Genomic DNA, 20,419 nt, shown 5'->3' on the forward strand with positions numbered 1-20,419 from the left:
TTGGGCAAGCCGCGGAGCACTCAGGCTACTGTGCTTTCAGGAGGTTTGCGATCAGCTTGATGGTCATGTAGTCCGTCCAGTAGCAGCTGTGGGCATCGAGGAGCGGTTGATTGCCGACGCCGTGTTGTTCGGGCGGGCTCTCCTGCGCAAAAAGCGGCTCCATGGGCTCGCTGGCGAAGCGAAAGAACGGCTGAATCTCCAGATAGACGATGGGATCAGAGGCAGAAAAGACATTAAGCCAGTTGCGAAAGGGAAAACGCGGCGTGACTCTCGGCAGCGGCGATCCCATGGTCACCCAGGTGTGAATGGGCACATCGCGCTGCTCAAGGGCGTCCAGCGACAACACTGTGCCCCAGCTGTGCCCGATCAGCGACAGATGACGGTAGCCCTTCTGCTCAATCGCCAGCAGGCAACTGCGCAGGCTTGCCTTGGCGATGCCGTGCTGGAGCGGGTTGGGCAGCCACGGGAAAATGGCCATTGAGAACCCCGACCAGAGAAATTCGTAGTAGTCCTGGTTGTCGATGCGGCCGTCAAGACCGCTGGTCAGGTCCTTAGAGTAGCCCGGAAAATGCGGCATGACGCCATGCACGACGACTGTCGCGTTGGTCTTTTCCGCCTCGCGAGTCATGAAATCGGACAAGGAAAAGACGCCCCAAGACAACTCGGTCGCAATCTGCAACGGCACGCGATAGCGAATGAAGGTGTTGCAGGCACTGCTTACTTGCGACCACATGGCCGACATACAGCTGAGCATGGAAAAACAACCACCGGGATCGCAGCGGTTCACCGGGTCGTTCAGGCAATAAGCGTACTTGTGCAGACTCATGGGCTGGCTGAGCTGGCCGGGATGGGCATCGCGGGAGATAAATGCCCCCAGTTCGGGCGCATAAAAGCGGCTGCGCAGATAGACCAGCCCCGTGACGGGGTCCTGCCATTCGCCCGCAAAGCCATGACCGGGCGTCTCACGCGAGGGCAGCAGCGGCACGCCACGCGCGTCGTAGCCCTGGCGGACTCGCGTAGCGCCGGATCGCTCACTGCTCACCGTGCCAAGACGGTCACCGGCGCATTGCCACGCCTCGCCATCGGCGCCGTAGCGCGCCACCAACTGCCCGTTCTGCACAAAGGACTGCAACGAATCGTCCGCCGTTCCCTCCAGCAACTGGCATTCGAGCAACACTGGCATGCCGTCCGGCTCGGACGGCGTCATCACCAAGCGATAGCGACTGCGCTCGACTAGCTGGTTCTGCCGCCGTTCGCGGGTGCAGCCGCTGAGTATTCCCCGGACATCGTAATCGTAGAATATCGACCAGTGCACTGCCCCCGACGCCGCATTGGGCTGGTCAATATGCACGGCGACCAACCGGTTCTCGGCGTCCCAAGTGTAGCGCCGTTCATCGGGATACGCTCCACCGGCGACGCGGCTGAGCAGCGACCCATTGGCGTCCCAACTGTAGAGAATCTGGTAGCTCTCGGAGCTATTCTGCACCTCTTCTTTAAGCAGGCGGTCATTGGCGTCGTACTCAAAGGCCCTGACGGTCATGGCGCCGCGTTCGTCGGTGTGAACAGACCTGACGCGATTGCCCGTTGCGTCGTAACTGCTCTCTTCACTGTAGCAGAAAGCGGCCAGCCCCTCGCACCAGGACTCTTCCCGGCAGAGCCGTCCCAGCGCATCATAGCGGTAGCTCTGCCGCCGTTCGTGGCGTTGCCTGCCGTCATCGCTCCAGCTATCCAAGGCGCTGACGCAACGGCCGGCAGCGTCATGCTCGTAGCTGCTTTCCTGCTGCAATGCCTGGCTGCCAGCGTCGTGGTGGATGGCCGTGACCAATCCCCGCCCGTCCACGGTGAAACTGCTCACGGAACCATCCGGACGGCTGAGCCGGCTAAGATGGCCGGCTTTGTCGTACTCGAAGCCGTACTCGTCTGGTTGGCTCAGCTCGCGACCGGCCGCCTTGTGCACGACCATCGTGGACAGGGCTCCGCCTGCATCGTAGGTATAACGCAGGTCCGTATTATCAGTCCATTGTCTGATCACCCGCGTATCGGCATCGTATTCGCGCTGCAAGACCACCCCAGCGTTGTCCTGACGCACCATGCGCCCGGCGGCGTTGTATTCACAAGCCAGCAATTGCTCGGCGACATCGTCGTCGCCGGCAGCCAGCGTGATGGACTCGCAGCGGCCAAAGGCATCATAGCGATAGCGATACAGCAACTCGCAGGCGGCATCGCCCGCAGCCGCGACCCGTTTCTCGCGTAGATGCCCATGCGCGTCATAGCTGTAAGCAATGCGGTTGCCCAAAAAATCGCTGCGACGCGAAGGCAGCCGGCCGCCGCTGTCGTAGATCGCCGTGCATTCCTGCCCCAGGGGCAGGCGCTGAAGGCATTCGCGGCCAAATTCGTCCACCTCGAAATCATGCCGCCGCCCCAGTGGGTCGATAATGGCCGCCAGCCCCAGCGTCGCATTGTACTCGTAGCTGTACTCGGCCAGTGCGTCGCTGTCGCCGCCGCCGTCGCTTCTGGCCTTGCTGCCCTGCCCTAGTCGGCGGGCTGCATCATCTCCACCACCATCCTGATCATCGCCGTCGCCAGCGCAAAACCGCACCGACGCCAGCTGGCCGGCGGTCGTGAAGCTGTTGCTGGCAAGTAGTCCAGTTGGGTTATGTGTCAGGCGCAGCCGGCCCTGCGCATCGTATTCGGTCAACGTGATACCGCCGCCGGGACCAATGACCACCGTCGGCAACCCGCGATCATCGTAGCTGCACAGCGTCTGGTTGCCGGCGGCATCAAACACTGCCGTGACATTGCCAATGGCGTCATATTCCCAGCGCCGCCCTCGCCCAGCACCATCACTCATGCCAACGCAGCGGCCATTGGCATCGTACTCAAAATACTGTTCGACGCCGGCGAGCGAGCGCAAAAAACGCAGCCGGCCGGCGGCATCGTAGTCCCTGGTGGCGCTTGCGGCGCTGCCGCCACTGGCCAGCGACTGACAGCGGTACTGCCCGGCGCCAAGATCATCACGGATCACAGCGACGTCATTAAGCAGCACCAGGCTGATGAGCCGCCCGCAGGCGTCAAAATGCCTGCGTTCGGCCTGGGGAAAGATCAGTATCTCCGGCGGCTGCTCCCGCTGGTTCTCGGGAAGTGTGAAGGGGCCGGCCGCCAGCACCTGCTGCCCGGCGGCATCGTAGACAAAACGCCAGAGAACGCCGGCGTCATCCCAGGTTTCGACCACGCGGTCCATGGCGTCGAAGCGCCGGTTCATGCATTGGCCGCTGCTCGCGGCCTCCTGTACAGCCCGCCCGCGATAGTCATAAGTCGTTTTCTGCCAATTGTTGAGTGAATCGTAGACGCTTGTCGGCCGTCCCTCAACGTCATAGTCGGCGGCGACGCTAAGCTCACTGATCTGAGAACTATCATCAGCAAAAAAATGCAAGGTCTTCACTGCCAGATTATTACTGTCATCGTACTCAGACTGTATCTGCAAGCCGCGCATATCGGTAATGGCCTGCGGCCGTCCTCGTTCATCGTAGGTCACAAGAATGGGCTCCAACCCCTCACCGCCCGTGAAACTGCTCACGCGTCCCTGCGCATCGTAGCTCATGGTTACCACATCGCCCGTCGCCGTCGTGATGCTGGTATTCCGCCCTTGCGTGTCCATGGTGTAATCGGTCAGTCGCCCCAGTGGATCGACAATGCGCCGGCAACGGCCGTTGTCGGCGTACACATAGTCCGTGCGCTGGCCGAGCGGCTCAATCCGCGCCTGCAGCCGACCCAAGTCGTCATAGACTGCCAAGTTCTTTTCGCCCAGCGGGTTGGTGACAGCGCTTTCACGACCGGCGGCGTCATAATCATAGCTGGTCAAGGCGCCATCGGGTGCGACGACGGCACTAATGTTGCCCCGGGCGTCGTGTAGAATGGTCGTTTCATGACCGAGCGGATCCGTGCGCAGTTCGACGCCAGCGATGCAGTCCCGCAGGACAGTCGTTTCGGCGCCGTCGGCGTTAGTCGTGGCGCAGATCCGTCCCAACGCGTCAAAACGCTGAGCGAAGAGCAACGCGCCACGGCCGTCGCGGATCGCCGTGAGGTGGAAGGGAAAACGTTCGTCGTCATAGGCGTAGCTGCGCCACAACTGCCGATCCTGACCAAGACGGCCATGCCACACCTGAACCAGCCGACCGAGTTCATCATACGCATATTCTATGCGTAGCTGCTCGCCTTGCAAGGAGTCAATGGCCGTAATGCGGTTGTCACCCTCATGCCCGCGTTCAATCTTCATAATGTCCTTCAGGCGACCAGCAAGCGACTGGCTGCTGATACTGTCTGCAGCGAAGACGATGCGCTCGCCTTCGCTGGTCGTTATTTCGCGCAATCGCGCCTGGCCGTAGGCGGCGACATGGGCGTAACTCTCGCCGTCGTCGGAACCGCCAGCACCGCCGACAAGCAGCTCGGCATCGCCAAGGAATTTTCTCTCCAGCAGGTATTTATTGCCGTCTTGGCAACTCAGCACGAACCCCGGAAAATCATAGTTTTCCCACGGCGTCGCCATGCCGGCGGCTTCCCAGTAGGGTTCCAAGCCCGGCAGCGCCATCAGCTTGTTGGACACCGTCGGTGCCAGCGTCGCCGCCACGGCGTCCGGCGCTCGCCATTGCGCGTAGTAGCAAAAAGACATGCCACCGCCGGGCACGAGTTCATACGCAAAAGTCGCTCGCCGCCCGTCAGGCAGCATTACGCAGACATCGCGACTGCCGCCCTGGCGAATTGACATGGTCCCGCCAAAGACATCGGTGAGCTCCGCGCGTTCTTCGGGAATGACGACGTCCATCGCCGACAGATTCAAGGACCAGCCCGGCCCGAAATCGCCATCTTGCAATGAATCTGACGCGTAATTGCGAGTGGCTTTGATCATCATTGCTCCAGCCGGGACGCGCAAATCCTGTTCTTGCCAGGTAAATGGCCCGCTCTTCAGGTCGCTGGCCAGCTGGAAAACGACTTGGTCAGCCGCGCGCTGCCCCGCTGCGGCGACCTCCAGGTACAGCTCATAGCGGCTGTCGGGCAAGCCGCTCAAGTCCAGCAACGCCAACTCGGCGGCAGTCACAGCACCGTTTACGCAAAGCCGGCGTTCGTCCTCAGCCGCGGGTCGTGCCCGCGCGGGCAGCATCGCCGCGCAATGCGGATCGTTCTGCCGCGGACAAACGATCAGCCATTCGCCATGCTCGTCCCTGACCGCGAGCTGATAGCTGACCTCGCGCCCTTCTTCGCTATAGCAAGCACTCCCCATGACCCTGACCACGCCCTCCTTGAGCACGCCGGTGACAGGCTGGGTGATCTGGGCGATGACCTCGCCACGCTGATGATCAACCTCCAGACTGCGTTCGCGCCACAAGCCCAAATCCGGCAAGTCAATGCGCACCTGGTAGCTGCCGTCGGCAAAATCCGCGCTGGAGAACGACCACTGCACCACGCTGCCATAGCCATGCTGCGGGACGACTGCCGGCACGGACGGCACGGACGCCGTCCAGGCGCATTCCTGTCGCAGCGTCGCCGTGAGCGTCACTGTCGGGTCATCTCCAGCCCAACCGCAGACGACGTCTGGCGTCAAAGTCATATCGACAATGACCGGCACAGTGAAGCGCGCGACGACGGTATCCGCAGCGATGCCATTGACGCCCACAGCCTGCAATTCCAGGAGATTTTCGCCTCCACGGCATGACGCCAGCGGTATGGTGCCCGCAAACTCGGTTTCCCATGGGAAAAAGTGCTCGCTCAGCAGCTCGCCATTGAGCCGCAAGAAGATATACGCCAGCTCGCCGGCGCTTTCCTTGTACAGCTGATACTCAATATCGTCTTGCAGAGGCCCGCCATTGAGCTGGGGACTGCAGAACACGACGATGGGCTTTTCATCACCCGCCGCACTGGCATCGGGATAGCGCAGCAGCCGTTGTCGCAGATTGCCGACGCGATCACTCGCCTGCAGCCACAGCCCACGCACAAGCACCGAAGCCGAGATCGGCAGATTTTCTAGCCTACCCTCCTGGGTGCCCGGCATAAAGCTTTCATCGCACATGAGCTCGCCATCCAGCCAAACGCGCATGCACTGCAGGTCGCGGTTGTCCCAAGCGCTGACGGCGAGGGTCGAGTTCGCGTCAGGCGGCCAGCCATCGAGGGCAACGTCCAACATGGGCGGCAGATTGTCGTCACCTTCTTCAGGCCGGATATAACAGGCGATGCTTGCTGACAAATACTCATCGCCGGCTTCATCCCAGGCCACGGCCTGCAGGACATGGCGGCCCGCCGGCCATTGCGAGACATACAAGGTCTCCGCCAGCAAGGGACCGGGACCAGTCGCCAGCAAAATGTCGTCATCCAGAAACAGCGCGCACTCCTGCAAATCGTCTATGCCTTTGGCAAGCACTTCCAGGCGCGCGTCGGTCGTCAGAACCGGTTCGAGGGCTTCATGCCCGACTATGCGCAAGCGCAGCTCGGGGAGGACACCCGGCCCGCCAAGGAGGTCCAGCGCGAGTTCTTTGCTGGCGCAATTGCCGGCGGCATCCTTGGCATAAAGCGTTAACAGATAATTGCCAACAGCCACATCGGCACTGTCGACGAGCAATTCGGCTGGTGCGTTGATGGGCAGGGCGTCCCAGCGTCGAATGACAGTGCCGGCGTCATCAGTCAAAACCAGTTCCGCAGTTGCCGGCGACGCGTCGTTCACGCTATAGCGCACACCGGGCAATGACATGCCGCCCAGCAGTTCAAGGCTCAACGCCGGCGCCTGCGAATCCAGCACCACGTTGCGGCATTGCTCTTCCACGTGCTGTCCATCACCGGCGCGCAGCCGCAGGACGTAGCTACCGTCCGCGCAGAGATGCTGTCGCAAATCGTGCAAAGGCCAGCGTAACTCGGCAGTGCAATCCGTTCCGCGCTGCCGCCACTGCGGTTCACCAACCGCGTTTTCGATGCACAGCGCCCACCACGTGCTTCGCGCCAGCTGCAGCCGAATGGGGCATTCGCCCGATGCCCTGGACCAGCAAGTTGGAACGGTGATGGATTCTATCTGCGGCAAAGCGGCAGCCTCGTCCGTCAACCCGACCAGCAACGCCATCGCCGTCAAATCCTTGAGACATTGCGGAACGGTTCCGCACTGAGCGTCATACAGGTGCCTGATCAACGCCAAAACCCGCTGATACACGCGGCAGAAAAAGTCCAGTGCGGCCGCGTTGCTGTCATCGCCGCAGACGTCATCCAGGCTGACCACGGCTGCCGGCGATACCACTCCGCCAGCGTTTGCCATGATATGCAGCTGGCAACTGTTTTGCGCCTCGGGCCATGAACATACTGGCAATGGCGTTTCGCCACCCATTGCGCAAGCGCCAAACCATTCGGCTTGCGGCGCGGCTGCCGCCAGTGCCAGCCAGGGCACAATCATTTCGTCGCTGTTTGCCACTGCGCCAGCTTCCTTAGGAAGCCACAGCCACTGCGACTGGCGCTGAAACGCAACGCGAAAGGCGTTCAGCGACGACGTAATGGTTATGCCGTCACTGGTATTGGCCAGCCATTCCAGCGCCAGCATGGGCGCAAACGCCATGGCCATGGACCAGGCACGACGGCACGCGTCAGGATTCACGCCGGCTGCCGTACACGCATAGGCGGCTGGCTCTTCCTCGGGAAGGACCAAACGCCATGACACCGCAATACCAGCCGCGTTGGCATCATCGGCGGTTGTGGCAACTGGCGCAGCGTCATTGCGCTCCAGGAGCAGCACCCGCAGCCAGGCGCAGTCCTGCCAGCCGAATTCCGCACCCGCAATGCGGCGTTGACAATCCTGCAGATACGCGCAACGGCGCAGCTGCTGCGCCACGGCGTCAGCGTCGCCGTCTGGCTCCGGCGGCGCCATCGTGCCGGAGCTGACCACCCAACGACATTCGCGGCGGGGCTCAATAGCAAAACGGACCTGGTCGCTGAGTGTTGTCGCAGCGGCATCGGCGTAGCGGCAACAAACGAGAGACAGAACGCCCCCCTCAGAAACCATCTTTCCTTCTACGACAACATGACCGTCCATCCTGAGTAAAGGCCGCCAGGCGCCTCGTGAATCGCCACGTGCAGCTGCCTCGCTTGGTTCCTCGCAATCATCAAGCCATTGCAAGGCAAACGTTTGCGCACCAATGTCTTCCTGTGGACATTGCCAGCGCAGTACCTCCTCGCCATCTGCTAACAGGCGGAAAACGACACAGGCCCGCAGCTCAGGCGGCATGATCGCATAACTGCCGTATTCCTCCAGAATGGCCACTGGCGCCGGCGATAGGCAGCTGACGCCACGGTAGCCCGGTAAAGATGTCGCAGCCGTTAGCATCGTGTGTGACGCCGCGACTTCATCCACAACCAGACATTGCGCCAGCTGCTCGGCGACCATGGTCGCTGGGAAGCGCTGGATGCCCAGCGCCGCTGCGATACCGTCGACGCCATAGTCGAGGGTGGTGATTGCGCCCACGCCCTGCGTTAGCCGCGTCGCTGCGGCGATGATGGCATCGCATTCCACACTCGGCGCGCAGTCATGGGCAATCAGCGCCGGAAAAACATTGACCCAGATGGCGGCAGTGTCATCGGCGGCGCCAAATCCCCAGAGGTCATGACTAAGCACCTGCAGCCAAGGCATATCGAACGACAAACCGGCTTCAGTCCACACGACGGGGTGGCTTTCATCGCCCAACGCCTGCTGTATCCCCTCGCGGGGCAACGCCGCCCACGCTGCGGCTTGTGCAGGGCTGAGAACGACGCGGCCGAAGACCACTCGACAGTCATACCCCTGGCGCGTCAAATGCTCCATGCAGGCACTGGTCAATTCTACGGCATTGCCGACTCGTTCCTCGCGGAGCTGCCGATCGCCGCGGCCAATACCGCGACCTGGCATGTGAGTTATATCTTGACGAAAGTCATTGAGTGCGTCACGCAAGGCGATTTCGCCAGCCGCGGCGTCGCATGCCCACATAGCCAGCAGGCAGACCACCAGAGTCCAAATCACATACACCCAATCCCAAATGCCCCATTTGTTTTTCATGCTAGTGTCCTCCTCTGAGTTGCCAGCCACTTGCCAACGAGTTAATCAGGCGAAACGCCTCCGATTGGCTAGTCACTGATGAATGCGTGGTTTTCACCACGGATGAGCACATGTCGGCCCCACAGGCTGCCTGAGGCAAAGCGCTGCCGTCGCCCCTGAATGCGCAGCCGGCTATCCAGTGCGGCGATGTCACCACGATATCCATTGTCGCCGCCGCCAATATCGATGTCACTTTCGCTAAGAAAGAGGACGTTATCGACCAGCGGCTTAAAGAATGCGTGCCGACTGCGAACGCGAATGCGCCCTGTCGCCAGGATGCTGCACTGCAGCTGACCCGTCACGCTCAGTTCGACATCCCCGACCACCAACAACACACCTGCAGGAAGTTCCACTGGTGCTGTGATCCGAAGGTCGCCATGATGAATGGTCGCTCTTTCCGCTAGCGCCAGCCAACGCCTGGCCAAATCCGCCGACCACTCGGCTGCACTGAGAGAGCGACAGGACGTTACAGCAGAAGCCGGCAGCACTCTGGCGGCATGCCACTGCAGATCTGGCGAAAAGTCGTGGCCGTTGCCACCAAGGACGATGTACTGCCGGGCCGCGATCACGTAAGGCTGGTGCGCCGATGCGCGCGACACTTGCACGCTGACGCCACTTGCATCGTCTCTGTCACGCAAAATGACATCAAAATCACTGTTCGTGTTACCACCAATCGACTGATGAACAATGAATTGGAGAGAGATTTCGCTGTTACTTGTTTGCTCTGTCGGCAGCTCAATCAGGTCCCTGGCCTCGCCAGCAACGACATCATCCACGCTGAAGAGCACCACGCCTTTCTCCGCACCATCATTCAGCGCAACGTCTTGACCGTCACGAGTAAAGGATTCAGAAACTGCCCCGGCTGCAGCAACACCCCGTGAGCGGCTAGCAGGAGCTATGTCTGATGATGCCGTAGAAACACCTTTGGCTAACTCCGGCAGGGCTGCCAACGTCGTCTCAGCGGTCAGCGCATCTGCAGAAGTGCTCCCCGAGCCACCCGGCAACAACGTCGAAGCAACTGTAGATGAAGAGGATATGGTCCGAAGCTCTCCATGAATATCGCGTGAGTCGCCAGCAATCACCGTCCACGCCGCTGGCAAAGCAGGTGCCGGCTCAAGCACCATCGGACGCCAGTAACGCTCCGGCTGCTTGGGGGCAGCCCGCAAGGAAATATCCAACGGTACTGATGCCAACTTGTCTTCGGCCGCAGGCACTTGCTCCCGAAGATCGGCAGCCAAACGACCACCGCCACCCCACCAGTAGACTGGCTTATTGGCATCATTGGATGAATCGTCTTCATCCACAGGCGGTTCCTCGGGCACGGGTGGTTCCTCGGGCACGGGCGGTTCCTCGGGCGCTGGTGGTTCTTCGGGCGCCGGCGGCTCTTCCGGCACGGGTGGTTCCTCGTGCACAGGCGGTTCCTCGGGCACGGGTGGTTCCTCGGGCACGGGCGGTTCCTCGGGCACGGGCGGTTCCTCGGGCACGGGTGGTTCCTCGGGCACGGGCGGTTCCTCGGGCACGGGCGGTTCCTCGGGCACGGGTGGTTCTTCGGGCGCCGGCGGCTCTTCCGGCACGGGTGGTTCTTCCGGCACGGGTGGTTCCTCGTGCACAGGCGGTTCTTCGGGCGCTGGTGGTTCCTCGGGCGCCGGCGGGTCTTCCGGCGCTGGTGGTTCTTCCGGCGCTGGTGGCTCTTCTGGCGCTGGAGGTTCCTCCGGCGCTGGTGGCTCTTCGGGCGCTGGCGGCTCTTCCGGCACGGGTGGTTCCTCGGGCACGGGTGGCTCCTCGGGCTCTTCGGGCTCCTCGGGCTCTTCGGGTTCCTCGGGCTCTTCGGGTTCCTCGGGCTCCTCAGGCTCCTCGGGTTCCTCGGGTTCCTCGGGCTCTTCGGGCTCTTCGGGCTCCTCGGGCTCTTCGGGCTCCTCAGGCTCTTCGGGTTCCTCGGGCTCTTCGGGCTCCTCGGGCTCTTCGGGTTCCTCGGGCTCCTCGGGTTCCTCGGTCTCTTCGTTTTGCGTCGTCTTTTGGCGCATAATCGCCAAAGGCCCGTATTGCCGCGATTGATCTCGGCCCCACCGGTCGACGTAAGTCAGGGTCAAGTCATTTTGCAAGGTAATCAACTCATCCTGGCTACATTCAGGGAGTGTGAAACGAAACCAGAGAGTAGCATCGGCGTCCACTAGTTCGTCCTCGCTGAGCGCACGATAGAGCGTCAACGGCCCCTGCCCGGCCGTGTCTGGTCTGCTGAAATCCTCGCTGTGGAGGATATCGACGTGTTTTTCCTGAACCGTCGCCTTCAGCGCGACATTGGCCACTGGCGGCATGGGATTAACCAGCTGGTCAGAGAGCGTCAGTAGCATCAAAGCGGTTTCCAGCTCATCGCTGTAAACCGAGTAGCGGAACTTATCCCAGACAAACACCCACTTGCCGCAAGGTTCTTGAAGAGACAAGATCTGCTGCCAGAAGCCGGCCCAATCATGCTCGCCAGCGGCAAGATGACGGCGCCAGTCCAGCCATTGCCCGTTGACATGCAGATAGCGTATCTGCAGTTTCTGCAAGGTCTTGGCCACCAGCCAGTAGAAATAGCCGCAACCGAGATTGCCGCTGTCACTGACTGTCTTATTGAACACCGCCAGCGCCCGAGTGATGATCTCACCAGCGGTAAGATCAAGATTCTCATAGCGCCGATATTCCGGCTTGCTTGCCGCCTGGGCGACCACATAGACGCCAAAGATACCTGACGCGTCCAGCGACAGCGACATGGTTTCCTCCCAAAAACGATAGACAAAACGCCCCGCAGCGGGCCGATAAGTTTCCGCTAATAATTTCTGGCAATGGCGGAACGCCTCGGGCGTCACTGGCATATCCCAGGCGGCCATGGCGTCCATGCCCAGGTAATTCCAGCCTGCGGTCGATAAATCGTTGCCGCCCTCAATCCCCGTAATGTTGTAGGGCCAGTTCCCGTAGGGCTCACGAAAAAGCTGCCACAGCGTGTAATCACAGGCGTCATTGATTTCATCACGGAGAAGCCGCCGCTGCCCCTCGCGGGTGATGGCGCAATTCGGCAGACCGGCGGCGATAATGCCGGCAATAGCCATCGGCTGGGTGTAATTTTCAAAGGTATTGTGGCGCCCCAGCACCCTGGCAATGCCATTGCCGTTACGATCGCAATCCCTGCCGGCGACCGGCGTCAGATGCACGATGTCTGATTCACGCAGGAGGAATTCGATGCCTTCAAGCACCACGTCCACAAAGGGATTGTTTTGCTGTCGGCTTAGCCCATAGCCACAGTTGCCGAATGCCCACAGGGCGCAGGCAGTAGACGAAGTCCGATGCTGGCCACTCTGGCTTTCATCCAACAGAAACGGGCACCAGCAGCCATCCGCCGTCTGCACCAGCATCAGCCAATGCAAGCCACGACAGATCGCATCCTGGCGGCGTTCTTCGAGCTCGGCACTCGTGCCCGGCGGCGAGTCAGCCAGAACCCGCAACGTTTTTTCCTGCGTGATGACCTGCCCTTCGGCATTGGTCACCTGCAGTCGCAGGTCAAGAGCGCCGCTGTGTCGCCCCTCCTCAAGCACAACGTCGGTTGGGCAGCACAGATTCCGTGAATCGTCGATAAAATCTGCATAAACAGCCGTTCCTGCCGGAGTACTGACCGCGACGCCCTCGCCAGGTGTCAGCTCCCAGCGGTACTGCCAGTCATGCAACTGCTGGCGTGGTCCCGGAAGAACCGCCCAGAGCTGGACATTGTCGGTCGCGTACACGCTGTCACGCGGCGCAAAAATAATTATCGGTGTATCGGCGGCATAAAGACAGCAGCCAAGGATATGCAGGATAGAACACAGACACGCCAATCTCAGTTCACGGATTCGTTTCATCGCCGCCCTCCACGTGCACTTCAATACAGCCGACTCCTTGGTCAGTCTGCGGATCAAATAAGGCTATGATGACCGGCGCCGACATCCCCGCCGACAAGGCGCTGCCGCCCGGTGAGTAGCTGATGTGGCAGATGCCATCGAGGATGGCAAACAAGCCCCCGGCCATATCATCGGCGGCAGACGTTTCCTGCCCGCAGCGACCATAAAGCACCCGGGCTGCGAGCGCCCCTTTTACGATTATCTGCCCATCGTCATCGCAGATACCCTTGAGGACGATGTCAATCTCGCCACCGGGATCATCGACCTGTGTCGACAATGGCTCCTGCTCCAGGATACGCAGACCACCCACGCCACCAGCGCCCGCATGCAACTTCACAGTGGTACAGACCGCGACTTCGCAGGCTTCCCAGCCGAGACTTTCAGGCTGAACTGTCTGCTCGACGGACAGTGATGGCAGCGCTATCGCCCGCGCTGTTCGTTCCGCCGTCAACATCGTCTCGCCATCCGTGACCACAGCGGTAAAGTCGTACTTGCCCGCCTGGGGAAAAGACAAGGCCGCCGGCTCAGGCATGGCCGCCTGCTGCGTCAGCGCTCCCTGAACACAGTCTATCTCGTGCGCCGCGTCCGTTGCAGCTAGCTCCACGCCATCCGGGCCCGACCAGGTCCAGGACAACTGCAGGCGTTGAGCGCTATTACACACCTGCGCCCAGCTGACGACGACCGGCGTCTGCACCGTATCCCCGACGCCGATGCGCGCAGCGAACTCCGGCTGCAGCACGCTCAGATCACGCAGCTCGCAGCTGGCCACGATGGCGAAATCGGCCGAGACGACGCCCGTCCCGCCGGCCATCTGCGCATACACCCGATAGCGTCCGGGCGGCTGCACGCCTGTATGCCAAGTATAGCGGCCTTCCAGAGAAGCGCTGACGAGCGGCGTGTCCAGCCGCTCGTCGTGCTCATTGGCGACCCACAACTCCACGGCGGCGTCAGTCGCGGCGGCGTACAGTCGTACACTGACATACTCAGCGGCGCCGAACTGCGGCAGCCCCGCCGACTCTCCCACCGCGCCGGGAATGATCCTCAGCAGCATCTCATCGTAGCTCACCTCAACGCACGCCGTCCGCTCGGCGACGACGTCATCGTCCTGTATAACCCGCAACGCAAGGTCATGACAACCTTCATCGGGAAACCACTCGCAGTGGTACTCGCCTGCGCCGTCGTCCCCGAGTGCAATATCATCACTGAGATATTCACGGCCGTTGTCCAACAGAACCACGCGCAGGTTCTTCGCCAGCGGCAGGCCATCTGCCACGAGCAACGCGCTGATCATCGCGCCGCAGCCGGGACGCAACAGCAGCATCTCGGGTGCGCCTTCCGAACCTATGACCAGTGGCGACAGCCACAGCGACATCTTGCCTGCCGCCGGCGCCGGCAGGTACTCTAGACGAGCCACATTGTTGGCGCGACAGCCATCGCCAGACTCACCCTCCGGATCAATGAGCACGTAAAGCACGGACGGTTCTGACACGGGGGTAATTTCCGCTTGGATCTTGCAGCTGTCTCTCGGCACCAGAGCGGGCACGTGCCCCTGCTCCAGGAGCGTGTTCTCTCCCGGCGGACCACAATGCAACTCCCAACCGCAAGGCAGCGACTCGGCCTTGCCGTCATTGAAAACCGTTGCCGAAAGCCCCCACGCGGCATCCCCCGCAGGCGTCTGCAAGCGCAACGACGACGACGGCACGACCAGATCGGGCACCAGCCGGGCGCTGTTGATGGCAAAACAGCGCAAGGCACCAACAACAGCGCTGGTCGTGCGCAGGACTCGCGATGCACCGCCATCGCCCCATGAACCATCAAGATGCTGGGCGGATACCAATGCGCGATAAAGCGTCTGCGCCTCTGCCCAGCTGCCAAAGTGACAAAGTGCCTGCAGCACCCACGCCATATCAACGAGCGCCGACGCAGTTGCACCAGACGCATCTACGCTGGCAACAAGCTGCCCGCCGGTGGCAACGAGCAGCGCAGCCAGATCACGGTGGAGTTCGGCGGCGGCGCCATCGTCACTCCTCGCCGGCGACAACGCGTCAATGTGTGCCAGCAGCCTTGCGACCCGCGCCGTCAGGCGCAGATCGCCAGCTGCGGCCTGGCTGCACAAACGCCAGCAGCCGTCCGCACGGCGCTGGGCAAGAAGATAGCCGCGAGCAGCCGTCAACGCCGGCAAATCCAGCTCTGGCGCTAGCAGCAGCGCCTCTGCCACCAATACCGTGCTGAGGACATCGGCGCGGGCACCCAGCGCCATGCACCAGCCACCGTCTCCCTGAACTGCAAATGGTTGCAACAAAGACGGACTGACACAACCACCACAGATATAGACTGTCAAGGCGCCTGGCAGCTCGTCTGCTGGCAAGCCATTTTGCAACAGCAGCGCACTTTGCCCCAACAGCCGCGACGACGACGCCCTTGGCTCCGCTAGTCCCCACAGCGCAGTAATGGCCGCAAGGCCGTCCTCTTCCACTGCCGTTGCCGACCACAGGCCATCCGCCCGCTGACAGCCAACGATATAGTCAACGCCGCGCGCCGCCGCCGGCACGAGTGCCGCACTTACTCGGCTGCACAATAATAACACCGCCAAAATGACCTCTACTCGACAAAAACGCATCGGCGATCTCCTTGCTTGGTTGCATTAAATGCATTCTAGTGCAACTCCGCAAAGGTAGATTAAACCATCGCAAAATCAAGCGGCAAGTATCTGAATGATAACAAATTGTGAATATGTATGATTTCGTATGCAGCTGAAACTCCAACTATCCGCAGAGTTATTTTTTCCGCGGCCGACGCAGATTAACGCAGATTTCATTTTTGTGGTGGGCTTTATATCAATCTGTGACACCCGTAAAAAAAAGCGGCGAAATCTTTTCGCAAAAAACGCGCGCTGAATTATGTTGTATTTATCTTATTTGCAAAGACTTAGAAATAACAGTATTTCATATTAAACAGCTCGCAACCGCAGTAATTTGGCTGCAAGCTCCCTGTCGGAGAGTTTTCTCGGCAATACGCTACTTCCGGCGCGCCGATCACAAACAACGTGGTGAACCATGGCTGATTCTGCTGAACAACTGTTGATTGTTGACTTGCCGCGCGAGCGTTTGAAACGCCTTGGGCCTGACGCATTAACGGACGCCGAGCTCATGGCAGTGCTGTTGCGTACGGGCACCAGAGGCAAGCCAGTGCTGCAAATGTCGACGGAACTGCTTGAAGCCTTCAAGGGCAGTCTGCTGGGCTTGAGCGTGGCGTCAATCAAGGAGCTCTGTTGCGTGCCCGGCATGGGTGAGACCAAGGCGCTGGAACTCTGCGCGGCTTTTGCTTTGGCCAGGCGCCTGGCCAAGCAGCGCTTGACCCCGCAGCCCTACGCGAACAACCCGGAACTCGTCGTCGATTTCATGCGTGGGCTCTTCCGCGGCACCGTCAAGGAGGAATTTCACATCCTGCTGTTGGACAAACGCCTGCGGGTCATCCGCAATGAAATGATCACCACGGGCCTGGTTGATCGCAGTCTGGTCCACGCGCGCGAAGTCTTCCGCAGCGCCATTCGTGAGGCCTGCTCGGCCATCATCATCTGCCACAATCATCCCAGCGGCGACCCGTCGCCGTCGCCAGAAGACATCGCCGTCACCAAGATGCTGGTACAGTCCGGCGATATCATCGGCATCCGCATCATCGACCATATCATCATCAGCGGCCTGCCACGGAGCGACCGCGCGGACTATTTCAGCTTCCGCGAAGCCGGTCTCTTCAAAGTCGCCGAAGAATGACCCCGCCACGCGGTAGCTTCCATGTCACGGCTTCCTGCCCGATCTTCGCACAACGAAAGCGATTACGGGGCGCAGTAATCGGTCAGCCATGGATAATGGATGCACGGCATGCCTATCGCTGGCGCGGTGAGACGTGACGTGTCAAGTAAATGTGGCGCCCTCCAGGCGCAATTCTAACTTACTGTCAAACACCGTGTTACGCATGGTACGGCCCTCCGGGCCGAACTTGGCCGATCTGGCGACTTACCTTGTCCGATCTGGGCCAAAAACAACCATCATTCGAGGGCCATGTTTTTGCGCCGTAGGCGCTTAACCATGCTTAACCCCAGGCTTTAGCCTGGGGACGCAGCCTGCCATCTGATAGTGCCTCGTAGAGGCACCACAGTTTTGGTTATCAATGACTCCTATGAAACCGATGCTCTGCATTTAACGGTATCCATGGCACTTGTTGTTTCAACCAAGCAGCCTTTTCTCGTCGTGCATTTCCGTCGCGAAGCGGCAGAAGCGCTGAAAGCGCGGCCTAAGATAGCCCAGGGCAAGCGGCGCCGAAGGCGGAGCGCCGCCCTGGGTAACGCGCATCTTTTGTTCGTGTTCCTCTGCCTCTTTGGCTCCAGTCGGCGAAGCTGACTGGAGCCAAAGAGGCAATGGAACCCCATATAACGTCTTGCCCGTCATGTGCATAACGACCTTCGCAGTGTTGTTAAGTCGCCCTTTCAGGGCTCATTTCGGGTGGGTTCCCTACCCAGGGCGGCGCGCCCTGCGAGCGCTTGCCCTGGGCTATCTTATTCCAATTAAAAATCAAATTGACCCAATTAATCTTGGCTGCCTGGTTTTCTTGCTGTATGGTAAGTGTGGTGTCTCTTTCCACCACACAAAACATGGAGCATACAATGAGAAAACCCGGGCCTCGCGTTATCATTACAGAAACCGAATTGACAAAGGCTAAACAAATCATTGATAATTTGCCATATCGTGATGACCTTCTCGTTGCCTTCGCCGTTGTGCTGACATCTCAGGGTAAGCTTGACCAAGCGAATGTCGGTGAAGTTTTGGGGGTATCCCAATCTACCGTCAAACGAATGATCAAGAATTTCAAACAGAAAAGTTCCGCAGACGAAGAAATCAATGCCCCGGCTTGGGGTGGTGACAGGCGATCGGTTTTGACCTGGGAAGAGGAGAATGAAGTCCTCGATCAGATGACCCCTGAAGCAATTCAAGGACATGTCGTGACAGTCGGCGACATCCAAAGTGCCTTGGAAACCAAAGCTGGCCGCAAAATGAGTCAACAAACTGTCTACAATATTCTTTATCGTCACAGGTGGCATAAAGTGGTTCCAGACAAAGCGCACCCCAAAAATGACCCTGAAAAACTTGAGGAATTCAAAAAAAAACGTTTCCTGAAGCGATACACATGGCAACCATCCAGTCCAAATTGGAGGGAAAAAATCTTCGCATAATGTTCCAGGACGAGGCTCGCTTTGGAAGATTACCGGTGATTCGTGCAGCGTGGGTTCCCTCTGGCGTCCGGCCATTAGTAGTAGCAGCTATTGAACGACAATTTAAATACATATACAGCGCCATAAGCCCGTTTGATGGGGACATTGACTGGAGTGTGACGGACATGATGAATACTGAAAACATGATTTTGTTTCTACAGCAAATTAGTCGCAAGTACCCTGATGATTACTTGTTAATGGTAGTCGATGGAGCCAGTTCGCATCGTTCAAAAGAGATGGAAATCCCAGCAAACGTCCATTTGCTACAGTTGCCTCCCTATTGCCCAGAGTTGAACCCTGTTGAACACCTTTGGGATTACACTCGCGAAAAGGCCTGCGCTAATCGTTACTTTGAAAATCTGAATGATGTGGTGGAAAAAGTTGAACACGAACTGGGCAAACTGGCACAGGGAACATTGACAATGGTCAATAAAGTGTCCCAAATGTTTTGCTGGCCTTGGATGATTAGTGCAATTTGATTTTTAATTGGAATTAGGTCGCGCCGTTGGCGCTGAATACAAAAGACCCCAGAACCGGCTGGTTTCACTCGCTGACCGAGTCCACCGAGTCCACCGAGTCCACCGAGTCCACCGAGTCCACCGAGTCCACCGAGTCCCGCCGAGTCCCGCCTGCAGCACGCCGCCCGAGTTGCGGTTAAGTCCCCTTGGCTTATATTACTCATTATCAACAGCCAGCAATTCTTGCCGGCAAAATCCCACCCCCAAACATAGCCCACAGCCCCAGGAGTCGCCTCATGACGAAAATTGCGTTTATTGGCGCCGGCAGCTTCGGTTTCACCCGCAAACTGGTCAATGACGTCCTGACTTTCTCACGCCTGCAGGATGCCACCATCGCCCTGATGGACGTTGATGACGAACGCCTCGCCTACATTCACAAGGCCGTCAACCGCATCGTCAAAGAAGGCAACTACCCCGCCAAAATCGTCGTCACCAAAGACCGCCGCGAAGCCCTTGCTGGCGCCGACGCCGTACTCTGCACCATTCTCAATGGCGGCCTGGATATCTGGCGCAAGGACATTGAGATCCCCAAGCAGTTCGGCGTTGACATCAATGTCGGCGACACGCGCGGTCCCTCCGGCATCTTCCGTTTTCTGCGCACGGCGCCGGTGATGCTGAGCATCTGCAAGGACATGGAAGAGCTCTGCCCGAACGCAATCCTGCTCAACTACACCAACCCGATGGCCATGCTCTGCCGCGCGATGCAAAGCCAGTCGAAGATCCAGGTCAGCGGTCTCTGCCACAGCGTCCAAGGCACGGCCAGCATGCTCGCCAAATGGATCGGCGCCCCCATGAGCGAAATCGACTACGTCTGCGCCGGCATCAATCACCAGGCGTTCTACCTCGAATACAAGTGGAAGGGCCAGGACGCCTATCCGCTGATCCGCGAAGCCATGAAGCGCCCCGAGGTGTACAACGAGGAGCAGGTCCGCAATGAGATGTTCCTCGCCATGGACTACTACGTCACCGAGTCCAGCGGCCACAACTCCGAATACAACTGGTGGTTCCGCAAACGCCCCGAGCTCATCGAGAAGTACTGCACCAACGGCACAGGCTGGAATCCCGGCGCCCACGCATTCATCGTCAAGTCCTACGAGGACCGCCAGAAGAACTGGAAGGACGAGATTGAGAAATGGCTCAACAACCCCGAGCCCCTCAAGCTCCAGCGCGGCGCCGAATATGCCGCCTACATCATCAACGCCTACCTCGGCGGCGACACCTACGTCTTCAACGGCAATATCCCCAACACCGGCCTGATCACCAATCTGCCTGAAAACGCCTGCGTGGAAGTGCCCGTGCTGGTCACCCGCAACCGCCTCAACCCCATCCATGTCGGCGCCCTGCCGCCTCAACTGGCCGCGCTCAACAATCTCAGCGTCGCCATCGAGGAAATGGCCGTGACCGGCTCACTCATCGGCGACGCCCGCATGATCTACCAGGCAATCTGCTACGACCCGCTTACCGCCGCCTGTCTGTCACTGGCTGAAATCAAAGACATGGTCAAGGCCATGCTCGCTTTCAACCAGCCCTGGCTGCCGCAATTCAAAACCATCGACTTCTGACGGCCAAGCCGCCAAATAACACGACATGAAGCCCGCGAGTCGCCGCCTCACTGCGGCGACTCGCC

General features: G+C 59.7%; 8 protein-coding genes. 5 read left to right on the plus strand and 3 right to left on the minus strand.

The window, feature by feature from the left end; translation table 11 throughout:
* Positions 1 to 25: 25 nt before the first annotated feature.
* The 3 genes from J3R75_RS19220 to J3R75_RS19230 all read right to left on the minus strand — a co-directional run bounded on the left by J3R75_RS19220 (position 26) and on the right by J3R75_RS19230 (position 15,625).
* On the minus strand, positions 26 to 9,055 hold the full coding sequence (locus J3R75_RS19220) for an RHS repeat-associated core domain-containing protein (RefSeq protein WP_307265219.1): 9,030 nt from the start codon (positions 9,053 to 9,055) through the stop codon (positions 26 to 28).
* 68 nt (positions 9,056 to 9,123) lie between these two features.
* Entirely contained in the window at positions 9,124 to 12,966 is a 3,843-nt protein-coding gene (locus J3R75_RS19225; RefSeq protein ID WP_307265220.1) for a hypothetical protein, read from the minus strand.
* Positions 12,950 to 15,625, minus strand: a complete 2,676-nt coding sequence (locus J3R75_RS19230; RefSeq protein WP_307265221.1) for a prenyltransferase/squalene oxidase repeat-containing protein — start codon at positions 15,623 to 15,625, stop codon at positions 12,950 to 12,952. Before J3R75_RS19230 ends, J3R75_RS19225 begins: the two co-directional genes overlap by 17 nt.
* Before the next feature lie 436 nt (positions 15,626 to 16,061).
* Here J3R75_RS19230 and radC point away from each other — a divergent pair, with 436 nt between their 5' ends.
* The 5 genes from radC to melA all read left to right on the plus strand — a co-directional run bounded on the left by radC (position 16,062) and on the right by melA (position 20,354).
* Positions 16,062 to 16,778, plus strand: coding sequence for a RadC family protein (gene radC / locus J3R75_RS19235; protein ID WP_307265222.1), 717 nt, complete (start codon positions 16,062 to 16,064; stop codon positions 16,776 to 16,778).
* A 387-nt stretch (positions 16,779 to 17,165) separates the two neighbouring features.
* Positions 17,166 to 17,405 (plus strand): hypothetical protein, encoded by a 240-nt coding sequence (locus tag J3R75_RS19240; protein WP_307265223.1) that lies wholly within the window; start codon positions 17,166 to 17,168, stop codon positions 17,403 to 17,405.
* Between the two features lie 263 nt (positions 17,406 to 17,668).
* Positions 17,669 to 18,235, plus strand: a complete 567-nt coding sequence (locus J3R75_RS19245; RefSeq protein WP_307261928.1) for a helix-turn-helix domain-containing protein — start codon at positions 17,669 to 17,671, stop codon at positions 18,233 to 18,235.
* A complete protein-coding gene (locus tag J3R75_RS19250) occupies positions 18,190 to 18,753 on the plus strand; it encodes an IS630 family transposase (RefSeq protein ID WP_307261930.1) in 564 nt (187 codons plus the stop codon). The genes J3R75_RS19245 and J3R75_RS19250 overlap by 46 nt, the downstream gene beginning before the upstream one ends.
* A 275-nt stretch (positions 18,754 to 19,028) precedes the next feature.
* Positions 19,029 to 20,354 (plus strand): alpha-galactosidase, encoded by a 1,326-nt coding sequence (melA, locus tag J3R75_RS19255; protein WP_307265224.1) that lies wholly within the window; start codon positions 19,029 to 19,031, stop codon positions 20,352 to 20,354.
* Positions 20,355 to 20,419 lie beyond the last annotated feature (65 nt).

Source organism: Oligosphaera ethanolica (assembly GCF_030814695.1).
GTDB lineage: Bacteria > Verrucomicrobiota > Lentisphaeria > Oligosphaerales > Oligosphaeraceae > Oligosphaera > Oligosphaera ethanolica.